A 26,092-nucleotide genomic window follows, 5' to 3' on the forward strand; every position below is an offset into this window, starting at 1 on the left:
CGGATGGACTAGAACGACAAGGCGCGCGCGTCCATGGATGATGCAAATTTCGTGATTTTGATCGGCGTCGCAGGAACTGGCACTAATAAATTGATCAAATCGGGTGCATCCGGTTTGCATGAGACGTGCTTTTCGCTAAGGGAATGGTTCGATTTCAAAGACTCCGGCATGACCCGGAGAGATTGTTCAGGGGAATATAATGTCCGGCGTATCAGGTTCAGCATCGAACAGACCGCTTTCACCGCATTTGCAGGTGTATAAATGGGGGCCGCATATGCTGGTGTCCATTCTCCATCGGGTGACCGGTGACGGCATGGCGCTGGTTGGCGTTCCGCTGCTGGTCTGGTGGCTGTACGCGATTTCCGCCGGGCCGGAGAGCTATGACTATTTTCTCAGCTGGTTCAACTGGGGCTATTTTGGCTATATCGTTCTGGTCGGCATGAGCTTTGCCTTTTTCGAGCATATGTATTCGGGTCTGCGCCACTTCGTGCTGGACGCTGGCGCCGGCTATGAATTGCAGACAAATAGAATGTGGTCGATCGCCGTGCCTCTGGCCGCGATTATCACCACCGGCGCGATGTGGCTTTACATCGTTTCCAAGAATATTTTTTAGGTAGGAATCGGAACATGGGTTCAGGAACCAATATCGGCCGGGTACGCGGCCTCGGATCGGCGCAAGAAGGCGCGCATCACTGGATAGTGCAACGGGTCACCGCGGTCAGCAATTTGCTGTTGGTCCTTTGGCTGGTATTCTCGTTGATCCGGCTGCCGAATTATGAACATGGCTTGATGATCGAATGGCTGTCCTCGCCGTTGGTAGCGGTACCGATGATGTTGATGCTGGTCAGCATCTTCTGGCATATCCGGATCGGCTTGCAGGTCCTGATCGAGGATTATGTCCCGGATCATGGCATGAAATTCGGCCTGATCCTCTTCCTCAACTTTTTCGCCATCGGCGGTGCGGCTCTGGGAATATTCTCGGTCGCTAAAATAGCCTTTACCGGAGTGGTAGCATAATGACTGAACAATCCACCCAGCCTGCTTACAAGATCATCGATCACACCTATGACACCGTTGTTGTCGGTGCCGGAGGCTCCGGCCTGCGCGCTACCATGGGTGCTGCGGAATCGGGCCTGAAAACGGCCTGTATTACAAAAGTATTCCCGACCCGCTCGCACACTGTTGCAGCACAGGGCGGCATCGCCGCATCTTTGGGCAACAACACGCCGGACCACTGGACCTGGCATATGTATGACACGGTCAAGGGGTCGGACTGGCTCGGCGACCAGGACGCGATCGAATATCTGGTGCGCGAAGCACCGCAGGCGGTTTACGAGCTGGAACATGCTGGCGTACCGTTCTCGCGCAACGAAGATGGCACGATCTACCAGCGCCCGTTCGGCGGTCATATGCAAAATCTGGGCGAGGGGCCTCCGGTCCAGCGTACCTGTGCTGCTGCCGACCGTACCGGCCACGCGATGTTACACGCGCTCTATCAGCAGAGCCTGAAATATGACGCGGATTTCTTCATCGAATATTTTGCCATCGACCTGATCATGGAAGACGGCGAGTGCCGGGGCGTGATCGCTCTGTGCCTCGAAGACGGTTCGATCCATCGTTTCCGCAGCCACGCTGTGGTACTGGCGACCGGCGGTTCCGGCCGCTGCTATTTCAGCGCGACTTCTGCCCATACCTGCACCGGTGACGGCGGCGGCATGGTGCTGCGCGCTGGTCTGCCCTTGCAGGATATGGAATTTGTCCAGTTTCACCCGACCGGCATTTACGGCGCCGGCGTGCTGATCACCGAAGGCGCACGCGGCGAGGGCGGTTATCTGACCAACAGCGAAGGCGAGCGTTTCATGGAACGCTATGCGCCGAGCGCGAAGGATCTGGCCAGCCGCGACGTTGTTTCGCGCTGCATGGCCACCGAAATCCGCGAAGGCCGCGGCGTCGGTCCGGAGAAAGATCATATCTATCTCCACCTCGACCATATCGCGCCGGAAGTGCTGGCCGAACGGCTGCCGGGTATCACCGAAACCGGCAAGATTTTCGCCAACGTCGACCTGACACGTGAAGCGCTGCCGGTGGTGCCGACGGTCCATTATAATATGGGCGGCATACCCTGTAACTATCATGGCGAAGTGATCAATCCGACCAAGGACGATCCGGACGCGATTGTTCCGGGCCTCTATTCCGTCGGTGAAGCGGCCTGTGTTTCCGTGCACGGTGCAAACCGTCTCGGTTCAAACTCGCTGATCGATCTCGTGGTCTTTGGCCGCGCAACCGGTCTGCGGCTCAAGGAAAAGCTGGTGCCGAACGCGTCGCACAAGCCTTTGCCTGCGAACTCCGCCGATCTGGCGCTGCAACGCCTCGACCATTTCCGCAATGCCAAGGGACCAATCCCGACCGCCGACCTGCGCCTCGAAATGCAGAAAACGATGCAGGCGCATGCTGCTGTGTTCCGCGACAATGTCTTGCTCGACGAAGGCGTCGCGGCGATGGACAAGGTCAACGCCAAGCTTGCCGATATCGGCGTCACTGATCGCTCTTTGATCTGGAATACCGATCTGATCGAAACGCTCGAACTCGACAATCTGATGAGCCAGGCGATGGTCACGATGAAAGCTGCCGCCAACCGCAAGGAAAGCCGCGGCGCGCACATGCAGGAAGATTATCCCGATCGCGACGACAAGAACTGGATGAAGCACACCGTCATCACCTTCGAAGGCTGGGGCGGCCAGGGCGGCAAGAGCGAGATCAGCTATCGTCCGGTGCATGATTACACGCTGACCGACGAAGCGAAATATGTGGAGCCGAAGAAGCGGGTTTATTGATTTCTGGCGGAGTGAGAACAACTACCGTTGTTAACTGTCGCCCCAGCGCAGGCTGGGGCCCAAACCGGACACAAATGGGGGAAGAGTGTTTCTTCAACGCACCATTGGTATGGATGCCAGCCTTCGCTGGCATGACGGTTTAGGCGTACTTGATATTATCATCGTCACTCCAGCGTAGGCTGGAGCCTAAACCGGTCTTAAATGAGGGAAGTCTGGTTCCTCATCGCACCATTGGTTTGGATGCCAGCCTTCGCTGGCATGACGATCAGGCATTCAGATCATCCCATAAATCGCGCCATTCCGGATTGTCCTTGATAATCAAATCCGTTTTCCATCGGCGCTTCCATGCTTTCATCGCCTTCTCGCGAGAGATTGCTTCGTAAGGAGAAGAATATTCTTCGATATAGACGAGCCGCTCGAGGCCATTCTTACGACAGTAATCTGAGCCGGTGCCGTTCTTGTGCTGGAATATGCGCGCGGGGAGGTTTGAGGTGACCCCGATGTAGAGCGTGCCAAAGGGCTTGTTGGTCATAATATAGACATAGGCGCGTTTCATGAGTTTGTAGGTAAAGGGAGAGTGGTTTGGGTGCCAGCCTTGCCTGACCTGACAGGCTGGAACTGTTAAATATTCTACGCAAAATCTCCCAACCACTTCCCGCCATCGTCCAATCCCGATAGAAGCGTCTCATGCTCGCCCCGATGCTCCCCTCCTTTCTGCTCGTCGTCTTGCTCGTCGAACTGACGCCCGGTCCGAATATGGGCTGGCTGGCCGTGCTCAGTGCGAGCGAGGGCAGGCGCGCGGGCTTTGCGGCAACCGCCGGTATTGGTCTGGGACTGGCGATTGTAGCGGCGGCATCCGCATTGGGGCTGGCGCAACTGGCGCATGAATCACCTTTGATCTTCAACCTGCTGCGTTATGCCGGATCGGCATTTCTGCTCTGGCTGGCGTGGGAGGCGTGGGTTGGCGAGCGGGAAGTCTCGCCCTCGGCCATTCACAAAAATGGGACAGCCGCAAAGTATTTCCGGCGCGGACTTCTGATCAATCTGCTCAATCCGAAGGCAGCTTTATTCTTCATCGCGGTGCTGCCGGTCCATATTGTCGCAAACGGGTCGGTCGCGATGCAAACCGCGCAGCTTTCGATCGCCTATGTAGCGGTTGCCACCACGATTCATATCACCATCGTCCTGCTCGCCGGTCGCGCGCATGGCTGGCTCAGCACCGGCCCTTATGCGCGACTGGTCAGGCGGGGCTTCGCAGTGATGCTGGCCGTTATCGCAATATGGTTTTTCGTTGATACGTTCCGCTGATATCGCTTTTTAATCAAGGTTTGGCCGGGGCTTTGCATCCTTTTTGCAGACCCACGCCTTTCAGAAAGCCGCGCCGGACCGTTCCGGCATAGACGGCGATATTGTAACGCCGACGCTCGGCATTGGCGCCGGTAACCTCGCCGATAATTCCGCCAAAGGGAATGATCGAGCCGACGGCGCTACCCGCGACCCGGGCAGCGGTTTCTTCTCGTTTTTTGGCTAGGCTCTTGTCGACCTTCTCGTTGACGTCCGGACCCAGCACTTCGTTGAGCTCGCGCACTTCCGCGATGATCGCGCTGCAATTGCGCATCCCGCTGACCGAATAGGGATCGTCCTGAATATCGATCAGTTTCTGCGGGACTTCCTTGCCGTCAAATGGTTCGGTGACCTTGTTGCCTGCCGATTCCAGCGTCGAATCCTGTGGAGCGCCTTCTTGGGCCAATGCCGTGGTTTCGAGCAGGCCGATGGCCATTAACAAGCCGAGCGAGTGTTTCATTCTTTTCATTTCTATCCCCTGACCGCGTAGCTCAGCGAAAGCGCAGATTGTCGCGGTTCAATTGATCAACCGCCGTGACGCCCATTAGTTTCATGTCGCGTTCAATTTCATTTTGCAGCAAAGACAATATCCGCTCCACCCCGCCCTGTCCGGCGGCTGCGAGGGCGTAGAGATAGAGGCGCCCGCCCGAGCAGGCCTTGGCGCCGACGCTCAACGCTTTGAGCACATGGCTGCCACGGGTAATGCCGCCGTCGCAAATCACGTCGAGCTTGTCGCCGACCGCATCACAAATTTCGGCCAGCTGGTCGAAGGGTGCGCGGCTGCCGTCGAGTTGCCGGCCGCCGTGGTTGGAAACCATGATCGCGGTCGCGCCAATATCGACCGCGCGCATTGCGTCGGCCACGGACATGATACCTTTCAGGCAGAATTCACCGTCCCAATCCTTCGCGATTTCCTCCGCCATCGCCCAGTCGAGCGACTGGTCGAGCATATTGGTGAAATAGTCGGCAACGGAATTGGGGACGCTGCTGCCTTCGGATACATGGTCTTTCAGATTGGACAGTTCGAACTTCTCGCGGAACATATAGTTCAGGCCCCAAGCGGGTTTCGCGGCATAGCTCCAGAAACTGGTCGGGGTGATCCGGGGCGGGCTGGTGAAGCCGGACCGCAGGCAACGTTCGCGATTGCCACCGACGATGGTGTCAACGGTCAGGGTCAGCGCGTCGAACTTCGCGGCCTTGCAGCGCTCGACCATCGACCGGTTGAGATCCTTGTCCTTGTGGACATAAAGCTGGAACATTTTCGGCGTGCTGATGCTCTCTCCGATTTCCTCTATGCTCACCGTCCCTAGTGAAGAGATACCGAAAAAGGTTCCGAATTTTTCAGCGGCGCGGGCGACGGCATGTTCGCCCTGCCAGTGAAACAGCCGTTGCAGAGCGGTTGGCGAAAGGAAGAGCGGCATCGCCAGCTTCTGCCCCATGACCGTCGTGCTCATGTCGATAGTCTCGACGCCGGTGAGAACATTGGGCACCAGATCGCAGCGTTCATAGGCGGTGGTGTTGCGCCGACGGGTTACCTCGTCGTCTGCTGCGCCGTCGATATAGTCAAATATCGGAAAGGGCAGGCGTTTCTTGGCAAGCGCACGGAAGTCGTTCACATTGTGGCAATCGGAAATATTCATAACGGCCTTTCGATTTGGCGTGCGTGTGCCTCTGCTCGTCGCAGCGGATATATGGATGATACATAGAGCCTAGACGAACCGGGGCGTTGCGCAAACTAAACTTGTTGGGACGGAAGAGGGAGATATTATGACGGAGATACAAGACAATCAGGGTGACCCGGGGAAACCCGAGCGATCGCCCGGCAGGAAATTCCTGATGGTATTGCTAATGGGGTTTCTGATAACCATTCCGTTGTTCACCGTCTGGCTGCTCAACTATGACCGGCAGAGCCAGAGCGAAACCGCGCAGCAATCGATCGTCTCGGGTTGGGGCGGTCAGCAGGTTTTTGCCGGCCCCCAGATCGTGCTGCCCTATCAGGCGAAGGTCACGGAATCTGTGGAGCAGAACGGCAAGACGGTAACCCGGACCAATATTGTGAGCCGCGAATTATTTGTCGCGCCGGAACTGGTGAAACTGGACAGCAAGTTGAACACCGAAACCAAGAAACGGGCGATTTACGAGGTCATTGTCTATGACACGGCGATTACCGGGTCCGCGGTGTTCAAGCTGCCCGACGATCTCGATCGTTATGGCGTGACCCGCGACCGGATTGATTTCAGCCGCGCGGAACTGCGCTTTGGCCTGTCGGACGCCCGCGGTCTCGCGGGAGACAATAAGGTCAGCGTCAATGGTGAAGCGCTGGAACTGCAACCCGGCAAGGGGCTTGGCGCTACGGGAAATAGCGGCTTTTTCGCCTTTCTCGATAGCAGCGCGCTGGAAAGCGGCGAAATAGAAGCCAAGTTCGATGTCCGGTTCAAAGGAAACCAGAGCCTGACAATTGCGCCCAATGCCGGCCAGACCGAATGGACCGTCCAGTCGACATGGCCACACCCCAGCTTTGCAGGGAGTTTTCTTCCGGAAAGCAGAACAATCAATGCCGACGGCTTTGAGGCGAAATATGTGATTACTAATCTGGCGCTCGGTACATCGCTGATCGCCAATGACGCGGGCGAGGAGGTGCACCCGATGCGTGCGAAGGACATGTCCTATAGCGGCGCTGAATATGGAAATGCTGTTGCCGCTAGCGCGACCGTCGACTTGATCCAGCCGGTTGATCTCTATGGTCAGGTCGACCGGGCGGCCAAATATGGCTTCCTGATCATCGGTTTCACCTTTGTCGCGTTCCTGCTGTTCGATCTGATCGGCGGGGTGCGGATATCATCGGTGCAATATATATTGGTCGGCGTTGCGCTGGTATTATTCTTCGTGCTGCTGCTGGCATTTGCCGAGATCATCGGCTTTGCATGGGCCTATGTCATGGCATCGTTGGCGACGATCGGGCTGATCACTGCCTATTCGGCGTCGGTATTGTCAAGTTGGCGAAGGGCCTCGATCATCGGCGGGTTGCTCGCCGGTCTCTATGGCGCGATTTATATCCTGCTCAGCCTCGAAGCCTATTCGCTGCTGATCGGATCGCTGCTGATATTCGCGGCACTGGCCGGAGTGATGTTCGTTACCCGGCGGCTTGACTGGTCCGCTACGATCAGCCGACCAAAAGCATAAATATAAACGGGCTCCGGCGCTGTGCCGCCGGAGCCCGTTATTTTTCTAGACCGCACCCGCCGCGAATGTATCGCACGAGGATGGATCGCCGGTCTGCATGCCCTTGCGCAGCCAGGCCATGCGTTGTTCGGACGATCCGTGGGTGAACATGCTCTCGACCGGTTGCTGGCCGGCTCCGCGCATCAGCGTATCATCGCCGATGGCATGGGCGGCGTTCAGGCCTTCCTCGACATCGCCGGGTTCCATCCGGTCGGCATTTTGCGCAGCCCATACGCCGGCATAGCAATCCGCCTGCAATTCCATCCGCACCTGCAGCGCATTGCCCTCGGCCTTGCTCGCACTGCCTTGTGCCTTGCGCACCTGCGCGGCCACGCCGGTCAGATTCTGGATATGATGGCCGACCTCATGCGCGATCACATAGGCTTGCGCAAAATCGCCCTTCGCGCCCATCCGGGTCGCCATTTCGCGGAAGAAGCTGGTGTCGAGATAGACGCCCTGATCCGCCGGGCAATAAAAGGGTCCCATCGCCGCTTGTGCTGCGCCGCAGCCTGATTGACCGGACTGGTCATAGAAAGTGAGGGTGGTCGGACGATAGGTTTCGCCATTCGCCTGAAATAATTTGGACCAAGTCTGCTCGGTCGAGGCGAGCACCTGACAGGCGAATCTTTCTTCTGCTGTATCGCAGGCGACATTAGCGCCGGAGCTTTCCGACTGGAAACCGCCCCCGCCAGCTCCATCAGCGAGCTGCAGGCTACCGCTGCTGAAATACATGAAGGCTAGCGCCGCGCCGCCAATCAGCAAGATAGTGCCGCAACCCATTTTACGGCCGAGCAGCATCGGCAGAAAACCGAGCAAAAGGCCGAGGCCTCCGCCACCACTGCCGCCGCCAAAACTTCCGCCGCCGCCGCGGCCCTGATCGCGAACATTCTTGCTGGGATCCAGATCGTCCAAACGCATATTTATCTCCTCGTCCCGTTCCAATTCGCCTGATTCAGGAAAAAGCGCAAGTAGCCCCGATTTCTTTTACAAAAGCATTGCAGTCCGGTCCGACAGTTTTAAGGTCGCCGGAAAGGAGACTATGCATGTTTTTAAAGGGTAAGGTCGCGCTGATTACGGGTTCAACATCGGGCATCGGCGGCGGCTATGCGAAAGCGCTGGCGGCAGAAGGCGCGGCGGTGATGATCAACGGCTTTGGCGATGCGGGCGAGATCGAAGCGCTGCGTCAGGAACTGGAAACGCTGAGCGGTGCCAAGGCGGCGTACAGCAACGCCGACATGACCAAGCCGGAAGAAATCCGCCAGATGTGCGCCGATTGCGTGGAGCAACTGGGCGCGGTCGATATATTGATCAACAACGCCGGTATCCAGTTTGTCGCGCCGGTCGACGAATTTCGCGAGGACAAGTGGAATGCGGTGATGGATATCATCCTCAACAGCGCTTTCCATGCCACCAAGGCGGTGGTGCCAGGGATGAAGGAAAAAGGATGGGGCCGGATTATCAACACCGGATCGATGCACAGCAAGGTCGCAAGCCCCTATAAGTCAGCCTATAATGCCGCGAAACACGGGCTCGACGGGTTTGGCAAGACGGTTGCGCTCGAGGTTGCGACCCATGGCATTACGGTCAACACGATTTCGCCGGGCTATACTTGGACACCTTTGGTCGAGGGTCAAATTCCGAATACCATGGAAGTGCGTGGCCTGACGCGCGATCAGGTTATCAACGATGTCCTGCTGGCGCCGCAACCGACCAAGGAGTTCGTCCAGATCGACCAGATCGCCGCGCTGGCGATATTCCTGTGCAAGGATGAAGCGCGATCGATCACCGGCGCGAATATCTCGATCGATGGCGGGTGGACTGCGCAATGATAGCAGGGCTTCTATTGCTGGCTGCTGCTGCGGCTGCAGAATCACAGGCAGAAACGCAATGGCCCGAACAGGCAACGGCTGCCGATGCGGCACGACTGGAGCGATGGGAAGAGGCGCTGGAAATCGGTCGCGCGGGCGTTATCGGAGCGGGAGAAGGCGCGTTACTGACTGCTCGTTCTCCGCTGTTCGAAACCGGCGCGGCTCTGGCGAATAGCGATATTCCGCAGGGCCTCTACAATTGTTCGATCACCAAGCTGGACGGCAATCCGGACGGCGGACTACCCTATATTGCCTATGATCCGTTCAGATGCCGGGTCGTGGATGACCATGGTCGCAAGCATTTTACCAAATTGACCGGTTCGCAGCGCACGATCGGCTGGATCGACAAGGTGGACAAGGATCAGTCAGCCTATCTCGGGACGCTGATCTACCATTATGAAGATAGGCTGGTACCTTATGGACGGACCGCGAAAAGGGATCAGGCTGCCGTCGTGCAGCGCATTGGACCGAATCGCTGGCGGATGGTGTTTCCGTTTCCCGAATATGAAAGCAAGGTCGACGTGATGGAGCTGACACCGGTGGAATGAATATTGGACCTGACAAGCGTCCGTGATCGGGTTAGTCACGGGAAAATAGTAAATGATTGGGGATTATGAAAATGCGGAAGTTTATGAAATTGGGTTTGCTGGCGGCGGCTTCGGTACTGGCGTTCACTCCGGCTCAGGCTGACGGGTTGAAGGATGCCATTACCGCCGATCTGCCCTCGCTGATGGAAATTTACCGCGATCTGCACAGCAATCCCGAACTCAGCGGCGAGGAAGTCCGTACGGCGGCAAAACTGGCTGTCGAGGCCCGGCGTCTCGGGTTCAAAGTAACCGAAAAAGTCGGCGGCACCGGCGTGGTTGCGGTCATGGAAAATGGCGAGGGGCCTACGGTGCTGCTTCGTGCCGACATGGACGGCTTGCCGCTTGAAGAGAAAACCGGGCTGGCTTTTGCCTCACGGGTGCAGGCCAAAACGCGTCAGGGCAATGACACGTTCGTGATGCACGCCTGCGGCCATGACACGCATATGACCGGATGGGTCGCCACGGCTCGCCAACTGGCTGCGCGCAAGGGTGAATGGTCCGGCACGCTGGTAATGATATTGCAGCCGGCCGAGGAAACGGGCGAGGGCGCTCTCGCTATGCTGGAGGATGGACTTTATACCCGCTTCCCGAAGCCTGATTATACGCTAGCTTTTCATGATGCCGCCGGCGTGCCCGCGGGATATATCGGCTATGCGTCCGGCTTTGCTCTGGCCAATGTCGACAGTGTCGATATTCAGGTGAAGGGCGTCGGTGGTCATGGTGCCTATCCGCATACGACCAAGGATCCGATCGTACTGGCCAGCCGCATTGTCGGTTCGCTGCAGACGCTAGTCAGCCGTGAGCTGGATCCACAGGAGCCCGCGGTTGTAACCGTCGGCAGTTTTCAGGCCGGTTCCAAACATAATGTCATTTCGGACGATGCGTTGTTGCTGCTCACCGTGCGCAGCTATGGCGATGACACACGGGCCAAGTTGCTCGAGGGAATCCAGAGAATTGCGCGTGGCGAGGCGATTGCCGCCGGCATGCCTGAGGACCGGATGCCGGTTGTGACGTTGCGCGAAACAGAATTTACGCCGGCTACCTATAACAGCCCCGAATTTTCTGTCGAAATGGCCAAGATTTTCGAAACCCGCTTCGGCAAGGACCGGGTTGTGCAATCAAAACCGGTCATGGGCGGTGAGGATTTTGGCCGCTATGGTCGCGGCGACGACAATATCAAAAGCATGATCTTCTGGGTCGGTGGTGTGCCAATGGCGGAATATCAGGCATCGCTGGCCGAAGGTACGAAACTGCCGTCGTTGCACAGTTCCTTCTGGGCACCCGACGCAGAAAAGGTGATCGCAACCGGTGCCGAAGCGATGACCGCCGCGACTTTGCAGATCCTGAAGAAATAGATGGTCTGGCGGTGCATCCTGCTTGTGTCGATGGCACTTCCGGTTGCGCCGCTTGCCGCTCGGGATCCGAGCGAAATCGACCCCACCTATTTCGAAGGACGCTGGTCCTTCATCGATGAAGACTGCACGGCGCCGACCAACTGGACGTTGATTGCGGGCGGGAATTTTGTATCCGAGGATCTCGTCGGTATCTGGACCTGGCAGGAAGGCGAGCTGGTTTTGAATCTCGACGATCTTGCGATTGACGAGGAAAGCGGTGAGCCGGGCGGGCGGTTCCGGATGGATGGTCCAGTCACATTGGTGGATCAGAATCGCTTTGATTTCACGATCGCGCCCGATGTCTATCAGCTGAAACGTTGTCCGTGAGAATAAATCGCTATTGCGAGTAAGTCGCAACAAACTGATCGATATTTCCGATTACTAAAGATCAAAAAATTCGATGGAATGCGCTCGCGCGCGCGCCTACCAAACGGGTAACCCGATTCTCGAAATCGGTATTCATTTCAATTACGCCAATAGGAGAAGACCATGGGACTTGCTGGAAGCAAAACCGAACAGAATTTGAAAGACGCCTTTGCCGGAGAAAGCCAGGCCAACCGTCGTTATCTCTATTTCGCCCAGAAGGCCGACATCGAAGGCTATAACGATGTTGCAGCCGTATTCCGGTCGACCGCAGAAGGCGAAACCGGCCACGCCCATGGTCATCTCGAATTTCTTGAAGAAGTTGGTGATCCGGCAACCGGCCTCGCGATTGGTGCGACTTCAGATAACCTGAAATCGGCGGTTGCGGGTGAAACCCACGAATATACCGATATGTATCCGGGCATGGCGAAGTCGGCCCGCGAAGAAGGCTTTGACGAAATTGCCGACTGGTTCGAAACGCTTGCAAAAGCCGAAAAGAGCCACGCTGGCAAATTCCAGAAAACTCTGGATACGATGGACGCTTAAGCGTTCAATCCCAGGGAACATGCTGTCGCCGCCCGCTTCCTCCGGAAGGGGCGGCGGCACAATCCTTCCACTTGAAGATTCCGCCCTTACGGCGACAGGAAGCATATCATGACTGAAGGCAGCTTGGGCGCGCCGACGCGGCACCCGATCCCATGGCAGGAGGAATCCTATTATGACGAGGAAGCGCTGGATCTGGAACTGCGCCGTGTCTTCGATATTTGCCATGGCTGCCGTCGCTGCTTCAATCTGTGCGACAGCTTCCCCCAATTATTCGACCTGATTGACGAGAGCCCGAACGAAGAAGTCGAGGACCTGAGTGCTGGCGATATCAGGAATGTCGTCGATGCCTGCACGCTTTGCGACATGTGCTTCATGGTCAAATGCCCCTATGTCCCGCCGCATGAATTTGATCTCGACTTTCCCCATTTGATGCTGCGCCACCGGGCGGTTGAAAACCGCAAGGGCAAAACCGGTCTGGTCGACAAGCAACTGGCCGAAATCGATCGCAACGCCAAACTGGCCGGAACATTTTCCGGTATCGCCAATTGGGCTTCCGACCAGCAGAACGGGCTGACCCGTGGTGTGCTCGAGCGGGTCGCCGGTATCGACAAGCGCGCCCATCTGCCGGAATTTCAAGATGTACCGCTAACCTACCAACATGTCGGTCATGGCCCTGTCGCTAATCCCGATGCCCCGGCTTTTGGTCGAAAGGCAGCCATTTACGCGACTTGCTACGGCAATTTCAACGACCAGACCGCCGGCAAGGCCGCGCTCGACGTGCTGTCGCACAATGGTGTTCAGACCCGCGTCGAATATCCCGCCTGTTGCGGCATGCCAAAGCTGGAAAATGGTGACTTGCCTGCGGTGGCTTCCTCCGCCGAAGAAGTCGCTGCCTTTTTTGAACCGATTATCGATGAAGGCTATGACATCGTCGCATTGACACCCAGTTGCGCGCTGATGATGAAATTCGAATGGCCGCTGATATTGCCGGATAATGCAGCGGTAAAGAAACTAGCCTTGGCGACGCGCGATCTCAGCGAATATGTCGTCGAGATTGCCGCAGACAAAGGGCTTGTCCCGATTGCGCCGATGGATGCAAAAATCGGCATACACTTTGCCTGCCACAGCCGTGCCCAGAATATGGGACCGAAAGCGATGCAGATGCTCAAACTGATTCCCGAAGCCAAGCCATCAATCACCGAACGCTGCTCCGGCCACGGCGGGAAATGGGGCATTTTCAAGGAAAATTTCGACAAGGCCGTCAAGGTCGGCCGTCCGGCCGCCCGCTCGGTCGCAAAAGGCGATCCTGACTATATGGTCAGTGAATGTCCGCTGGCTGGCCCGCATCTGAAGCAGATCATGGCAAGCGGTGGTCAGGCGAATGTGCCGGAACGGATCGGTCACCCGATAGAACTGCTGGCCAAGGCCTACGGGTTCTGACGACTGGCTTTGCCGACACATGCCGTAAAACGGACAAGATTTTTGAGGATATAATATGCCCCGCGATACCCATCAAATTACCAATGAAGACATAATCTCGCTCGAAGATTACGAACTGATCCGCAAGGATAAACGCCAGGAATCGATCCTCCGCAAGAAATTCCGGCGGATCGCCATCGGTCCCTATGCGACAATCCAGTTTGAAAGCTGGGAAAGCATGTGGTTGCAGATCCAGGAGATGCTGCGGATTGAAAAAGGCGGCGCGGAACAATTGGTCGACGAACTGGCTGCCTATAATCCGATGGTTCCGAACGGATCGGAATTTACCGGCACGTTGATGTTTGAAATTGACGAGGAAGAGCGCCGTACGGCTTTTCTGAAGACGCTAGGCGGTGTTGACCGGCATATTCATCTTGTGATCGGCGACGAGAAAATCACCGCCGAACCGGAGCAGGACATTGACCGTACCCGCGCTGACGGCAAGGCCAGTGCTGTCCAGTTTGTCCATTTTTCGCTAACCGCCGAGCAGGCAGATAAGTGGAAAAGCATGGAAGGTCAGGCGATGGTCCAGATCGACCACCCCAATTATGGCCATGCCGCGATTATCAGCGAGGAGTGCCGCCGCGATATGGCTCGCGACCTCGACTAGTGATCGTTGTTGACGGGCTTGATCTCTATCGGATTTTCCCGACTGCCTTTTTCACCCGGCTTGGGACTTTTTGCCGAAGCGATATCGCCGTTGCTTGCGAAGGACCTGCTCCCCGATGGCGGGTCACCCCATGATGCCGGGCGTCCGGAACCGCTGTCCTCTTGATCTGATTTGTCGCCGCTATTATCGTTCAGATGAACCAACGGTTCGCCAAATGTGAAGGACTCGCCTTCGTCCTCGTCCTCATAGCCCCAGGCATCTTCCGGCGACTGAACCGGGGCAGGTGGCGGGGCTGCTTCTTCAACCTCGTCGACCACGGGCTGCGGGTTCGCAGTTTCAGCCGACGGAGCGATGAGATAGATCAGCACTCCGGTGGAGAGGACGAAGATGAGCGATTCTTTAAGCATGACGGGGTACCATTTTCTTTAAATCTCAAACCTGAAATAGCCCTTTGCGGTTAAGAAATATTTACCTTGTAACGCCGCAAAGAGATTGGCTGGACGCTGAAAATGCAACCTGGGCACGAAGTCCAATGAGTCAGTTTTTGTAAACGCAGCGCGATATCTCTTGAAATCATGTAAATAAATTTACATAATAGGGCGATGACAAATCCCAAACTTTTTGCCGGCGCGGCGATCAAGCGGCTACGGCGCAGCGCCGCCATGACGCAGGTGGCGCTTGCCCAGGCGCTCGATATTTCTCCGAGCTATCTCAATCTCATCGAGCGCAACCAACGCCCGCTCAGCGCCCGTTTGATGCTGCTTCTGGCGGACAGATTTGATTTTGATCCGCGGCAATTGATCGCGGCGGAGCCCGGCGGCGGGATTGATGCTATCCGTCAGCGACTGGCCGATCCGCTGTTTGAAGACCTGTCTATCGATCGGGCGGAACTGGAGGAATGGTTGATTGCCTCGCCCAATAGCGCAGAAGCTTTTGTACGACTATTTGACAACCGCAAGACTGCGGGAGAGACAGGCGAAAATATCGCACCAGATCCCATCCAGACGGTGCGTCGCGAGATCGAACGCTGGCGCAACTATTTTGCCGATCTCGATTCGATAGCGGAGAAACTCGCGGACGAATTGCGCCTTGGCGCGGGCGATCTTTATGGAGCGATAACCGAGCGGCTGAGGGTCAAGCATCAGCTGATGATCCGGATATTGCCGGAGACGGTATTGGGCGACAAGCTGCGCCGTCTCGATCTACACGCGCGACAACTGCAACTCTCTGAAATGCTCGACCCGGCGTCGCGTACCTTTCAGGCCGCGTTGTTGCTAGGCCAGATAGAAGCCAAAGGCGAAATTGATGCGCTGGTTGCGGGCGGTAATTTTACCGATCGCTCCGCGGAGAAATTGTTCCGTCGCCATCTATCGGGCTATTTCGCCGCTGCCCTGATGATGCCATATGAGCGCTTCCTGAAAGCCTGCGAGCAATCAGGCTATCGTATACAGCTGCTCCAGCGGCGTTTTGGTGCCGGTTTCGAACAGGTTGCCCATCGTCTGACAACGCTACAGCGGGTCGGATCACGCGGCCTGCCGTTTTTCATGGTCCGCATTGATCGATCAGGAATGATATCCAAACGCTATGCCGGGGCCAGCAACGCTCCGCTGGTGGAAAGCGCGTATCGCTGTCCGCTCTGGGATATTCATCGGGTTTTTGAACAACCCGCAGAAATCCATTCGCAACTGGTCGCTCTGGAAGACGGTTCGACATGGTTTACCCTGTCGCGCGCGGTGCAAGGCATTGGCTCTGGCGCTGGTGGTTATACACCGGCTTTTGCCATCGGGCTGGGCGTTTCCGCAGATGTCGCTTCGGCGCTGCATTATGCGCGCGGCCAAGACCTCAGCGTCGAACATGCGGTGCCCATCGGTCTCGGTTGTCCAGCCTGTACCCGCCCGCAATGTTCGCAGCGGTCGGCACCCCCGCGCAGCCGCCCGCTCAAATTCGATGACCGGGAACGGGGATTGACGCCCTTTGACTTCGTCCACGACTAGCCTGGAAGCCTGAAACTTGCGGTACCAGGGTGAGAAACTGTCGATATATTGAACAATATTAACGAAATCGGGCGATTTCGTGCAAACATGCCTGTAAAATTTACCGACAGATAACTTATTTTCCTTATGGGCATTTCGAGCCAAGGAAAGTTCACGCGCAATATGATCCGATTGTTCAAACATTATATCCCTTACCCGATCCTGTTTCTGGGTTTGATCGATTTCCTGCTGCTGCTGATGGCGGCAGAAGCCGGCTGGATATTCCGTGCGCTTCAAATCGATATGTCGGTCGGTTCCATCGCAGAACGTCCGGGGCCGATTTTCAGCTTTGCCTTTGCCCTGCAACTGGCGCTTATCGCCGTTGGTGTCTATGGCCCGGAGGCCCTGCAATCGCTGCGGTTCGCCGCCGCCCGCATCATGGTTGCGATATCTCTGGGGGTAATTTTTCTTTCGTTGCTGGCATTTGCCATGCCCGGCATTACGCTGTGGCGCTCAAACTCGCTATACGCCATGCTATTGGCGATCGCGTTTTTGATGGTGATCCGGATTTTGCTTCGGGTCCTGTTCGACAGCGACAGCTTCAAGCGTCGTTTGCTCATTCTCGGTGCCGGCCCGCGGGCCGGGCGCATTGCTCTTCTGGAAAAGCGTCAGGAAAGTGGTTTCATCATCGCCGGCTATGTCGACATGAATGAAGGCCCGACGGAAATCGAAGGGGCGGTTCGGCGTCAGGATATCGCTAATCTGCCGCAGCATGTGATCGATCTCGAGGTCAGCGAGGTGGTGCTGGCGCTCGAGGAACGGCGTAACTCCCTGCCGGTTGCCGACCTGTTGACGATCAAGACGACCGGTGTCCATGTCAACGATATGTCCAGTTTCGTTGAACGCGAAACCGGACGCGTCGATCTGGATAGCGTGAACCCCAGCTGGTTTATTTTTTCCGACGGATTTTCTTCGGGTCGCCGACTGTCCACCGTATTCAAGCGGGGATTTGATATTCTGTTGAGTTTCCTGTTGCTGGCGCTGACCGGACCGGTGATTTTGCTCTTTGCCCTGTTGATCAAACTGGAAAGCCGTGGTGGCGCGTTTTTCAAACAGGAACGTGTTGGACTCTATGGTCAGAAGTTCAGCATCCTCAAGCTGCGCTCGATGCGAGCAGACGCCGAAGCTGGTGGCAAGGCGATATGGGCATCAGAGAATGATCCCCGGATAACGCGGGTTGGAAGTTTCATCCGCAAGGTACGGATCGACGAATTGCCCCAGGCCTGGAGCGTATTGAAAGGCGAGATGAGTTTTGTCGGGCCGCGCCCCGAACGGCCGCAATTTGTCGATGACCTGCAAACCAAAATGCCATTTTATACCGAGCGGCATATCGTCAAACCAGGCATCACCGGATGGGCGCAGATCAATTATCCTTATGGCGCATCGACCGAAGATGCCCGGCACAAGCTGGAATATGATCTCTATTATGCCAAAAATTACACACCCTTTCTGGACTTGTTGATCATTCTCCAGACCATTCGCGTGGTTCTCTGGCCCGAGGGTGTGCGTTAAGATGTCCGCGCTTCTCACTCATATCAGTACATTTGGACATGGCGTCGCGGCCATATTATTTGGCGCGCTTGCCATCTGGCAATTTCAGCGGAAGGTCGAGCGTAGCGAACAACATATCTGGCTGGTTATTGCGATAGCGCTGACCAGTTTTTGGGCATTGTCGATCGCAGTCGAGGGCTTCTTGTCGCCGATCGCCCGTTTTGCCGAGTCCTTACGCAACTTTGGCTGGCTCGCCTTCATGTTCATTCTGCTGCGGTCCGGAGAAGGGCGTAACGAACCCAAAACCGTCAACGGCATCTATATCGCGCTGGCATTTGTTCTGCTCGGCCAGATCATAGTAGATGCGCTGCTGCCTGCTTTTGCGGGAAGTCCGCGCCTTGAAGGTGTCACGTTATACACGTCGCTGGTGATGCGGATGATCTTTGCCGTGGGTGCGCTTGTGCTGGTCCATAATCTATATTCGATTTCCGCGCCGGAAACCCGATGGGGGATCAGGCTCCCAATGGCTTCGCTGGCCGCGATCTGGACCTTTGATCTCAATCTGTTCACGATTACCTATCTGACACAGCAATTGCCGCTGGAATTGCACGCGATGCGTGGGGCGCTGATGGCCATTATTGCGCCTATTCTTGCTCTGGCATCGGTTCGCAACACCGAATGGAATCTGACGCTCTCGCGGAGCGTGGCCTTCCGTTCATTATCACTCGTTGTGATTGGCAGCTATCTCCTGATGATGGTCGTGATTGCTACGGCATTGCAGATCATTGGCGGCGACTATGCTCGTCTGGCCCAGATCAGTTTTCTGTTCGGCACATCCATTGGGGCGTTGCTTCTGCTCCCTTCGGGACGGTTTCGGGCATGGCTGAAGGTCAAACTGGCCAAGAACTTTTTCCAGCACCGTTACGATTATCGTGCGGAGTGGATTCGCTTTACCGACACAATCGGTCGTCCCGGTACCGATAGCGCGCCTTTCCATGAAAGGGTCATCAAGGCGATTGCCGATATCACCGATTCGCCAGGTGGCATTTTGCTTATGCCCGACGATTCCGGTCAATTGATGCTGCAGTCCCGCTGGAACTGGTCTTCGATTCACGTACCGGCGCGGGCCTGCACCGCCCGTACCATCGCCTTTTTTGAAGATTCCAGTCATATTGTCGAATTTGACGCGCTGCGTGCCGATAAGGACGACAAATGCGACCCGTCAGCCATTCCGAACTGGATGACCAGTGATGAACAGGCGTGGGTGGCGGTTCCTTTAGTTCATTTCGATCGCTTTATCGGACTGATGCTGCTGGCGCGACCGCGGATCAACCGCACATTGGACTGGGAAGATCTGGATATGTTGCGCGTAGTCGGGCGGCAGGTCGCCAGTTATCTGGCCGAAGCGCGCAGTCAGGAATCGCTCTCCGAAGCGCAAAGATTTGACGAATTCAACCGCCGGATGGCGTTCGTCATGCATGATATCAAAAATCTTGTCAGCCAATTGAGCTTGCTTGCACGAAACGCCAAACGTCACGCCGACAATCCTGAATTCAGGGCAGATATGATCGAAACATTGCAGGATTCAGCCGATAAAATGAATGGTCTGCTGGAACGCTTGTCGCAGCATAACAAAGCCAGGCAGGAACCCCCCAAGCCGGTAAAGGTACGAGAATTGCTCCAGTCCATCATCGAGAAAAAGCGGATATTGCATAATATGGAAACCACCCAGATCGACGATCTGACGGTGATGGCGGATCCCGCCCGGGTCGATCAGATCCTCGGCCATCTGATCCAAAATGCCATCGATGCCAGTGCCGAAGACGAGCCGATCTTTATCAACGCCCGTCGCCGCGACCTCAGCGTCGCGATAGAAGTACGGGACGAGGGGGCCGGTATGTCGAGCGAGTTTATTCGCAGCCAGCTGTTCAAGCCTTTTGCCTCGAGCAAAAAAGGCGGCTTTGGAATTGGTGCCTACGAAGCCCGGGAACTAGCCCGGGCAATGAAGGGGCGTCTGGAGGTCGAAAGCAAGGAAGGGTCCGGTAGCCGGTTCACGCTGATCCTGCCTCTCGCCAAGCGATTGTCGGACGACAAACCCGTAGATGAAAGGGCCGCATGATGCCGGGCAAGAATCAACCGAAAAAAGAGAAGCTGCTGATCGTTGAAGATGATCCAGGCCTGCAGAAGCAACTCAAATGGGCCTATGACGACTTCGACGTTATCGTCGCAGGCGACCGGGAAACCGCCATTGAGATGCTGCGTGCGGAAGAACCGGATGTAGTGACGCTCGACCTCGGTTTGCCACCGGACCCCGATGGCACCACCGAAGGCTTTGCGACGATGGACGCCATATTGAGCCTGAAGCCCGATACGAAAGTCATTGTCGCGTCCGGTCATGGTGAAAAAGAGAGCGCTCTGCGGGCGATCTCGGGCGGTGCCTGGGACTTTTATCAAAAGCCGGTCGATATTGACGAACTGGGTCTCATTGTCCGGCGCGCCTTCCATGTCCGCAAACTGGAACAGGAAAATGCCCGTCTTGCTGCACAGGGCAATGGCGAGGGCCATATCTTGGGCCAGATCATCACGGGTGCCCCGGAAATGCTGAAAGTCGCTCAGATGATCGAACGGGTGGCCAACACCAATGCGTCGGTGATGTTGCTGGGTGCAAGCGGCACAGGCAAGGAATTGCTCGCCAAAGGTCTGCATGAATCAAGCGACCGGAGCGGGAAGGCCTTTGTCGCGATCAATTGCGCAGCCATTCCGGAAAACCTACTTGAGTCCGAATTGTTCGGTCATGAAAAAGGGGCCTTTACCGGGGCGATCAAGACGACCGAAGGCAAGATCGAACAAGCCGATGGCGGAACGCTTTTTCTGGACGAAGTCGGCGACATTCCGCTGCCGTTGCAGGTGAAATTGCTGCGGTTCCTGCAAGAGCGCGTGATTGAACGGATAGGGGGGCGCAAAGCGATCCCTGTAGACACGCGGATCGTTTGCGCCACGCATCAGAATCTTGAAGAGATGATCAAGGACAATATGTTTCGCGAAGATCTCTATTACCGGCTTGCCGAAATCGTGATCAAGATCCCGCCGCTATCCGGCAGGTCGGGCGATGCGAGTCTGCTTGCCCGGCATTTCCAGAAGAAATTCGCGGCGGAAATCAATCCGGCGGTTAAAGGTCTGGCGCCCGATGCGCTTGCTGCATTGGAAGCCTGGCATTGGCCCGGCAATGTCCGCGAACTGGAGAACCGGATCAAGCGTGCGGTGATTATGGCCGATGGCAAGATGATCGCCGCAAAGGATCTGGATCTGGACGTGGATGAAGATGCCGTGGGTGATTTGCTGAACCTCAAGGCGGCACGAGAGGCCGCCGACCGTTCGGCGATCCTGCGGGCTATTTCCCAGACCAGCGGCAATATTTCCAATGCGGCAAAATTGCTCGGCATCAGCAGACCAACCTTATATGATCTGCTCAAACAATATAAATTGCAGCAAGCAAGCTGAGTGTTGATGATGCATTTTCCCCCGGCATTGCTTTTTTGCCGCAAACCACTGGTTAAACCACTGGTTCTGGCCGCAGCGTTGGCGCTGGGCGTCGTTGGTGTTCCCACGTCTATCTATGCGGCCAGCGAAGGCAATGCCGATGCCCGTGAGGCCTTTGCCAATGCCGAGAAGTTTCGCGCCCGTCGTGATGTAAGGTCCGCCCGGATCGAACTAATGAATGCGATCAAGGCCGATCCCGAATGGATTGAAGCGCGCGTAGCGCAGGCTGAGGTCCTGCTCCGGCTTTATGATGGAATTGCCGCAGAAGCGGAGCTTGACCATGCGGTGGAACTGGGTCTCGAGCCGGCTGCGGTACGGCATCTCTATGGTCATGCCTTGTCTTTGCAGGGCAAGGCGCAAAAGGCGCTGGATCAACTGCAGGCGGATGATATTCCTGCCGAAAATAAGGGCTATGCAGCGCGGATTCTGGGTAAGGTGGCTCTGCAGTTCGGTGACGAACAGCTTGCCAGCCTGTCTTTCAACCGGGCGATGGAGCTGGATCGCCGGAATCCGGATCTGTGGGTCGAGATTGCGCGTTTCCGCGCGGATTCCGGAGATCAAGCCGGTGCGACAAACGCGGTCGATGAAGCGGTGAAGCTGGACCCTGACAATATTCGTGTGCTGCAATATCGCGGCGAGTTGCTGAGATTCCAGTTCGGTCTGGGTACGGCGCTGCCGTGGTTCGAGCGGGCGCTGGAGATTGATCCCAATGATGTGCCGCTGTTGACGGAATATGCAGCGACGCTGGGTGATATGGGGCGGATGACCGAGATGCTTACGGTCGCGCGCAAAATCATTGCCCTGGATGGTCGCAACCCGCGGGCATTTTTCATGCAGGCGGTTCTGGCAGCGCGGGCGGGTCAATATGGCCTCGCAAGGCGATTGATGCACCAGACAGAAGGCGCGCTGGACACTGTTCCGGCGGTCATGCTCGTGCAGGGCATCATCGAACATGGCGAAGGCAATTATAACGCCGCCGTGGATAAATTTGGCCGGCTGGCCTCGATCCAGCCTGACAACCGGCAAGTGCAAAATCTGCTGGCGCGTTCGCTCTATCTGGCCGGAAGCGCGGTCGATGCTGTCGATGTTCTGAAATCCCAGGTCAACCGGACCGGTGCCGACCCTTACGCCTTGTGGCTGGCCGGGCGCGCGCTCGAATCATTTGATGAACGCGGTCAGGCGGCAGGCGTTATGAATCGCGCCGCTATCCACGATACCGGCAGGGAAGGCGCGATTGTCGAGGACGTGCCGCTCGGGATATTGTCGGCCGAAGCGCAGCGAAATCCGAATGACGCGCGGGCAATGGTTCCCTATATTCGCGCGCTCTACAATGCCGGTGATTATGTCACGGCCTTTGCCGAGGCAAAACGGCTACAAGAGAGTAACCCGGGCGCCAGTGCGGCGCATATACTGGTGGCCGATGTCGCTGCCGCGATGGGTAATTTTGACGAAGCGCTTGATGCGCTCGGTAAAGCGCGCAGCATCCGTTTCTCCGAACCGGTTATGCTGCGTCTGGTCGAGGTGCTGCGGTCCCAAGGCAATATGCAGAAATCGGGCGAGGTTCTGGCACAATATCTCACCTATAATCCGAGCAATATCGCCGGACTGCGCTGGATGGCCTATGCCCATCTCGAAACCGAAAACTGGTCCGTTGCAGCCCATCTTCTGGAGAATCTGCGCCAACGGATTGGCGAGAATGATGCGTTGATCATGGCCGGGCTGGCGCAGGCCTATACCGGACTGGGGCAGAACGATAAGGCGATTGCCGCCGGACGGATTGCCTATCGGGTACAACCATCAAGCCCGGTCGTATCACATCTTTATGGTCTCGCCCTGATGGCGGACGGCGAGCGGAAACAGGATGCGATAGCGCTGCTCAAAAAAGCGGTCGCTATCGTGCCGAAAAATGCGCTCTATCGGGAAAGTCTGCGGCGCGCCCGTTCCGTCGCGGCGATGAGCCGGAGCAAAGCGGAAAGTTGAACGCCGTTCAGGCTTCGCTTTTTACCAGATCATCGATCGACAAATCCAGCCGCTTCATCTGGCGCTCGACGGGGGGCCAGACATTCTTGATAAAATCTTCCCGTTGCGATTTGCGCAGGCGATCTTTGGCGCCCGCCGCGACGAACATGCCGACGCCGCGCTTAACCGTGACGAGTCCGTCCTCCTGGAAGCCCTGATAGGCTTTTGCGACGGTCAGCGGGTTGGCACCCTGATCCGCTGCAAAAACGCGGACCGATGGCAGCATGTCGCCTTCACGATATTCGCCATCCAGGATGGATTCGGAGATAATGTCGCGCAATTTCAGATAGACGGGTTTGCTTGATTTGTTCATGCTGCCTCACTGCCATAATACAGCCATGCAGGCAAGGCGCAAGTTCAGCTTTTTCCGCAATCTGGTAAAATCAGGTACCCACCTCGTTCGCGCATGCGGGGTTCCAGAATGAGAATATATCCTTGAGTTCCGGTCTCGGTCGTTCGACCAGTTCCGCGTTGGATGTCCCGAGGTAGATGAAACCCGCGATTCGTTCCGGATCAGAACCGAACAGATCGCGCACGTCTTCATTAAAGGCAGGCCAGCCGGTGATCCAGCCACCGACAAAACCCATGGCATGCGCGGCATGAAGAATGTTCATCGCAAAGGCGCCGCAGCTCAGTTCCTGTTCCCAAAGCGGGACTTTGGTTGATTCTGCCGGTGAGGACAACAGGACAAGCAGAGCAGGGGCCTCGTTCGCCATATTTTCGAGTCCTTCCAGTTCCAGTCGCCCGGCATCCGGTTTCTCCTTGCGATAGGCCTCCGTAAAACCTTGCGAGAGGCGGGCGCGCTGGTCGCCCGCAACCGCTATCACGCGCCAGGGTGCTAGCTTGCCATGATCCGGCGTTCGCATGGCAAGGGAGACAATGTCCTGAATTTGCTGATCGTTCGGGCCCGGTGCAACCATGTTGCGTGGCCGCCCCGAACGTCGGGAGGGCAAATAGGCGGCAAGGCTGCTAAGGTCATTAAACTGGTTTTCGCTCATGTCTTTCACTTTGGAAGAGACGGGGCCGATTGCAAGGCGAATATGCGATAAACCGGTCTCGCTTGTAACAATCTACTTCACTTGCGCATTTTTTTCATTAGGGTGCGGGGCAACCGGACTGCATCATACAGTCCACACAGTATATCGGGGAGTTCATAAATGGCGGGTGAGTATTTGGAATCAGGCGATGCAAGAGGTACGTTCCTCGGCCATCCCAAGGGACTGTTTGTTCTGTTTTTTGCCGAAATGTGGGAACGGTTTTCCTATTATGGCATGCGCGCCCTGCTGATATTCTATCTCGTTCAACACTGGATGTATTCGGATAGCGAAGCGGGCGTAATTTACGGCGCCTATACCGCTCTGGTCTATATCACGCCGGTTGTCGGCGGCTATCTGGCCGACCGTTATCTTGGCCAGCGCAAGGCGGTTGCCTTTGGCGCTCTGCTCCTGACCTTCGGCCATTTCCTGATGGCTTTCGAAGGAGATGGCGGTGGTCAGGCCGACCCAGCTATCAACATCTTCTGGCTGGCGCTTGCCTTCATCATCGTCGGTTCGGGCTTTTTGAAAGCCAATATTTCGGTCATCGTCGGCCAACTCTACACGCGAACCGACATCCGTCGCGACCCGGCCTATACGATTTTCTACATGGGCATTAATCTCGGTGCCGCGATGGGAGCGATTATCGCCGGCTGGCTTGGCCAGACCTATGGCTGGTCTTACGGCTTCGGTGCCGCCGGACTGGGCATGTTGCTCGGCCTTGTCGTATTTATCTGGGGCAAACCGCTGCTGGTCGGTCGTGGTGAAGCCAATGATCCCAAGCTTCTCGAAAGCAAGGTCGGTGGCATCAAATTCGAATGGCTGCTGTATCTTCTCAGCTTCGCGACCGTCGGTCTTGTCTGGATCTTGATCCAGTATCAGGCTTTGGTCGGCTCGCTGTTGGGTATCGCCGGCGCCATATTGGTCATTTACGTTCTCTACACGGCGGTTGCCAAACTGGATAATCAGGATCGCGATCGTATCTTTGCGGCGATGTTCCTGATTTTCGGTTCGATTCTGTTCTGGGCCTTGTTCGAGCAAGCCGGTTCTTCGCTGAACCTGTTTACGGACCGCAGCGTTGACCGGAATATCATGGGCATTGAAGTCCCTGCTTCCGTGTTCCAGTCGATCAATGCGATCTATATCGTATTGCTGGCGCCTGTATTTGCGCTGCTCTGGACCATGCTTGGCCGCAGAGGGCTTGAACCTTCCGCACCGGCGAAATTCGGTCTTGGGTTGATTCAACTCGGCGCGGGCTTTCTGGTACTGGTCGCCGGTGCGCTGGCAGCCGGAACCGGCAATCTTACCCCGGTCCTGTTCATTTTCCTGATCTACCTGCTGCATACGACCGGTGAGCTTTGCCTGTCTCCGGTAGGCTTGAGCGCGATGAACCGCCTCGCGCCTTCGCATATGGCGAGCCTGATCATGGGTACATGGTTCTTTGCTTCCGCCACCGGCAACTTTGCTGCCGGATTGATCGCTTCGGCGGTCGGCGCAGAAGGTGCCGGTCCCGATCGTGTGCTGGAAGTCTATTCAACCGTTGGCTGGGTAGCAGTCGGTGTTGGTGTTGCGGTGATTTTGATTTCGCCACTGATCAAGAAACTGATGCATCTGGATACGCTTGCTGACGACAATGTCGGTGACGATCTGGAAGGTCAGGCCGAATTTGGTGACCCGCAGTCCGCTGGTACCCACCCAACAACAAAACCATAAGACAAAGGGGCTTTC

General features: G+C 56.4%; 25 protein-coding genes. 18 read left to right on the forward strand and 7 right to left on the reverse strand.

Features of this window, described 5'->3' with window-relative positions:
* Positions 1-199: 199 nt before the first annotated feature.
* From sdhC to sdhA, 3 genes are read left to right on the forward strand one after another with little or no spacing between them, the layout of a single operon-like run.
* A complete protein-coding gene (gene sdhC, locus AAC060_RS05915) occupies positions 200-613 on the forward strand; it encodes a succinate dehydrogenase, cytochrome b556 subunit (RefSeq protein ID WP_339824008.1) in 414 nt (137 codons plus the stop codon).
* A gap of 14 nt (positions 614-627) precedes the next feature.
* Complete coding sequence (sdhD, locus tag AAC060_RS05920; RefSeq protein ID WP_339824009.1) at positions 628-1,017, forward strand: succinate dehydrogenase, hydrophobic membrane anchor protein; 390 nt, start codon at positions 628-630, stop codon at positions 1,015-1,017.
* The gene (gene sdhA / locus AAC060_RS05925) at positions 1,017-2,834 is read left to right on the forward strand and encodes a succinate dehydrogenase flavoprotein subunit (protein ID WP_339824011.1); all 1,818 of its coding nucleotides are present in this window, start codon (positions 1,017-1,019) and stop codon (positions 2,832-2,834) included. The genes sdhD and sdhA overlap by 1 nt, the downstream gene beginning before the upstream one ends.
* 265 nt (positions 2,835-3,099) lie before the next feature.
* Here the strand turns inward: sdhA and AAC060_RS05930 are convergent, their stop codons facing one another.
* Positions 3,100-3,390 (reverse strand): GIY-YIG nuclease family protein, encoded by a 291-nt coding sequence (locus tag AAC060_RS05930; protein ID WP_339824013.1) that lies wholly within the window; start codon positions 3,388-3,390, stop codon positions 3,100-3,102.
* A 131-nt stretch (positions 3,391-3,521) separates the two neighbouring features.
* On the opposite strand from AAC060_RS05930, the gene AAC060_RS05935 reads away from it, so the two are divergent.
* Entirely contained in the window at positions 3,522-4,142 is a 621-nt protein-coding gene (locus tag AAC060_RS05935; protein WP_339824014.1) for a LysE family translocator, read from the forward strand.
* A 13-nt stretch (positions 4,143-4,155) separates the two neighbouring features.
* On the opposite strand, the gene AAC060_RS05940 is transcribed toward AAC060_RS05935, so the two are convergent.
* Positions 4,156-4,647: a hypothetical protein gene (locus AAC060_RS05940; protein WP_339824016.1), complete on the reverse strand. Its 492-nt coding sequence runs from the start codon at positions 4,645-4,647 to the stop codon at positions 4,156-4,158.
* Between the two features lie 22 nt (positions 4,648-4,669).
* Complete coding sequence (locus AAC060_RS05945; RefSeq protein WP_339824018.1) at positions 4,670-5,818, reverse strand: alpha-hydroxy acid oxidase; 1,149 nt, start codon at positions 5,816-5,818, stop codon at positions 4,670-4,672.
* Positions 5,819-5,945: 127 nt separating this feature from the next.
* On the opposite strand from AAC060_RS05945, the gene creD reads away from it, so the two are divergent.
* Positions 5,946-7,361, forward strand: coding sequence for a cell envelope integrity protein CreD (creD, locus tag AAC060_RS05950; RefSeq protein WP_339824020.1), 1,416 nt, complete (start codon positions 5,946-5,948; stop codon positions 7,359-7,361).
* A 45-nt stretch (positions 7,362-7,406) separates the two neighbouring features.
* Here creD and AAC060_RS05955 read toward each other — a convergent pair whose 3' ends face one another.
* Positions 7,407-8,318 (reverse strand): neutral zinc metallopeptidase, encoded by a 912-nt coding sequence (locus AAC060_RS05955; RefSeq protein ID WP_339824022.1) that lies wholly within the window; start codon positions 8,316-8,318, stop codon positions 7,407-7,409.
* Positions 8,319-8,443: 125 nt separating this feature from the next.
* Between AAC060_RS05955 and AAC060_RS05960 the strand changes: the two genes are divergently transcribed.
* The 7 genes from AAC060_RS05960 to AAC060_RS05990 all read left to right on the forward strand — a co-directional run bounded on the left by AAC060_RS05960 (position 8,444) and on the right by AAC060_RS05990 (position 14,247).
* Positions 8,444-9,229, forward strand: coding sequence for a 3-hydroxybutyrate dehydrogenase (locus AAC060_RS05960; RefSeq protein WP_339824024.1), 786 nt, complete (start codon positions 8,444-8,446; stop codon positions 9,227-9,229).
* The gene (locus AAC060_RS05965) at positions 9,226-9,816 is read left to right on the forward strand and encodes a DUF4893 domain-containing protein (RefSeq protein ID WP_339824025.1); all 591 of its coding nucleotides are present in this window, start codon (positions 9,226-9,228) and stop codon (positions 9,814-9,816) included. The genes AAC060_RS05960 and AAC060_RS05965 overlap by 4 nt, the downstream gene beginning before the upstream one ends.
* Before the next feature lie 71 nt (positions 9,817-9,887).
* Positions 9,888-11,210 (forward strand): amidohydrolase, encoded by a 1,323-nt coding sequence (locus AAC060_RS05970; protein ID WP_339824026.1) that lies wholly within the window; start codon positions 9,888-9,890, stop codon positions 11,208-11,210.
* Positions 11,211-11,576 (forward strand): hypothetical protein, encoded by a 366-nt coding sequence (locus AAC060_RS05975; protein ID WP_339824027.1) that lies wholly within the window; start codon positions 11,211-11,213, stop codon positions 11,574-11,576.
* Between the two features lie 162 nt (positions 11,577-11,738).
* Positions 11,739-12,158, forward strand: coding sequence for a rubrerythrin family protein (locus AAC060_RS05980; protein ID WP_339824029.1), 420 nt, complete (start codon positions 11,739-11,741; stop codon positions 12,156-12,158).
* 108 nt (positions 12,159-12,266) lie between these two features.
* Positions 12,267-13,598 carry a heterodisulfide reductase-related iron-sulfur binding cluster gene (locus tag AAC060_RS05985; RefSeq protein WP_339824030.1) on the forward strand — a complete coding sequence of 444 codons (1,332 nt, stop codon included), beginning with the start codon at positions 12,267-12,269 and terminating at the stop codon, positions 13,596-13,598.
* Positions 13,599-13,653: 55 nt separating this feature from the next.
* Complete coding sequence (locus tag AAC060_RS05990; protein WP_339824031.1) at positions 13,654-14,247, forward strand: DUF3501 family protein; 594 nt, start codon at positions 13,654-13,656, stop codon at positions 14,245-14,247.
* Here AAC060_RS05990 and AAC060_RS05995 read toward each other — a convergent pair.
* A complete protein-coding gene (locus AAC060_RS05995; RefSeq protein WP_339824032.1) occupies positions 14,244-14,654 on the reverse strand; it encodes a hypothetical protein in 411 nt (136 codons plus the stop codon). The two genes, AAC060_RS05990 and AAC060_RS05995, sit on opposite strands and share 4 nt — an antisense overlap.
* A gap of 195 nt (positions 14,655-14,849) precedes the next feature.
* On the opposite strand from AAC060_RS05995, the gene AAC060_RS06000 reads away from it, so the two are divergent.
* The 5 genes from AAC060_RS06000 to AAC060_RS06020 all read left to right on the forward strand — a co-directional run bounded on the left by AAC060_RS06000 (position 14,850) and on the right by AAC060_RS06020 (position 23,291).
* Entirely contained in the window at positions 14,850-16,241 is a 1,392-nt protein-coding gene (locus tag AAC060_RS06000) for a short-chain fatty acyl-CoA regulator family protein (RefSeq protein WP_339824033.1), read from the forward strand.
* 162 nt (positions 16,242-16,403) lie between these two features.
* The gene (locus AAC060_RS06005) at positions 16,404-17,792 is read left to right on the forward strand and encodes a TIGR03013 family XrtA/PEP-CTERM system glycosyltransferase (protein WP_339824034.1); all 1,389 of its coding nucleotides are present in this window, start codon (positions 16,404-16,406) and stop codon (positions 17,790-17,792) included.
* 1 nt (position 17,793) lies between these two features.
* Complete coding sequence (gene prsK, locus AAC060_RS06010; RefSeq protein ID WP_339824036.1) at positions 17,794-19,890, forward strand: XrtA/PEP-CTERM system histidine kinase PrsK; 2,097 nt, start codon at positions 17,794-17,796, stop codon at positions 19,888-19,890.
* A complete protein-coding gene (gene prsR, locus AAC060_RS06015; RefSeq protein WP_339824038.1) occupies positions 19,887-21,272 on the forward strand; it encodes a PEP-CTERM-box response regulator transcription factor in 1,386 nt (461 codons plus the stop codon). Before prsK ends, prsR begins: the two co-directional genes overlap by 4 nt.
* A gap of 6 nt (positions 21,273-21,278) precedes the next feature.
* Positions 21,279-23,291: a tetratricopeptide repeat protein gene (locus tag AAC060_RS06020; RefSeq protein ID WP_339824040.1), complete on the forward strand. Its 2,013-nt coding sequence runs from the start codon at positions 21,279-21,281 to the stop codon at positions 23,289-23,291.
* Positions 23,292-23,298: 7 nt separating this feature from the next.
* Here the strand turns inward: AAC060_RS06020 and AAC060_RS06025 are convergent, their stop codons facing one another.
* Entirely contained in the window at positions 23,299-23,643 is a 345-nt protein-coding gene (locus AAC060_RS06025; protein ID WP_339824042.1) for a GntR family transcriptional regulator, read from the reverse strand.
* A 70-nt stretch (positions 23,644-23,713) separates the two neighbouring features.
* Positions 23,714-24,328: a nitroreductase gene (locus tag AAC060_RS06030; protein ID WP_339824043.1), complete on the reverse strand. Its 615-nt coding sequence runs from the start codon at positions 24,326-24,328 to the stop codon at positions 23,714-23,716.
* Positions 24,329-24,487: 159 nt separating this feature from the next.
* Here AAC060_RS06030 and AAC060_RS06035 point away from each other — a divergent pair, with 159 nt between their 5' ends.
* Positions 24,488-26,077 carry a peptide MFS transporter gene (locus AAC060_RS06035; RefSeq protein ID WP_339824045.1) on the forward strand — a complete coding sequence of 530 codons (1,590 nt, stop codon included), beginning with the start codon at positions 24,488-24,490 and terminating at the stop codon, positions 26,075-26,077.
* The last annotated feature ends 15 nt before the right edge of the window (positions 26,078-26,092 follow it).

This window comes from uncultured Parasphingorhabdus sp. (genome assembly GCF_963975555.1).
GTDB lineage: Bacteria > Pseudomonadota > Alphaproteobacteria > Sphingomonadales > Sphingomonadaceae > Parasphingorhabdus.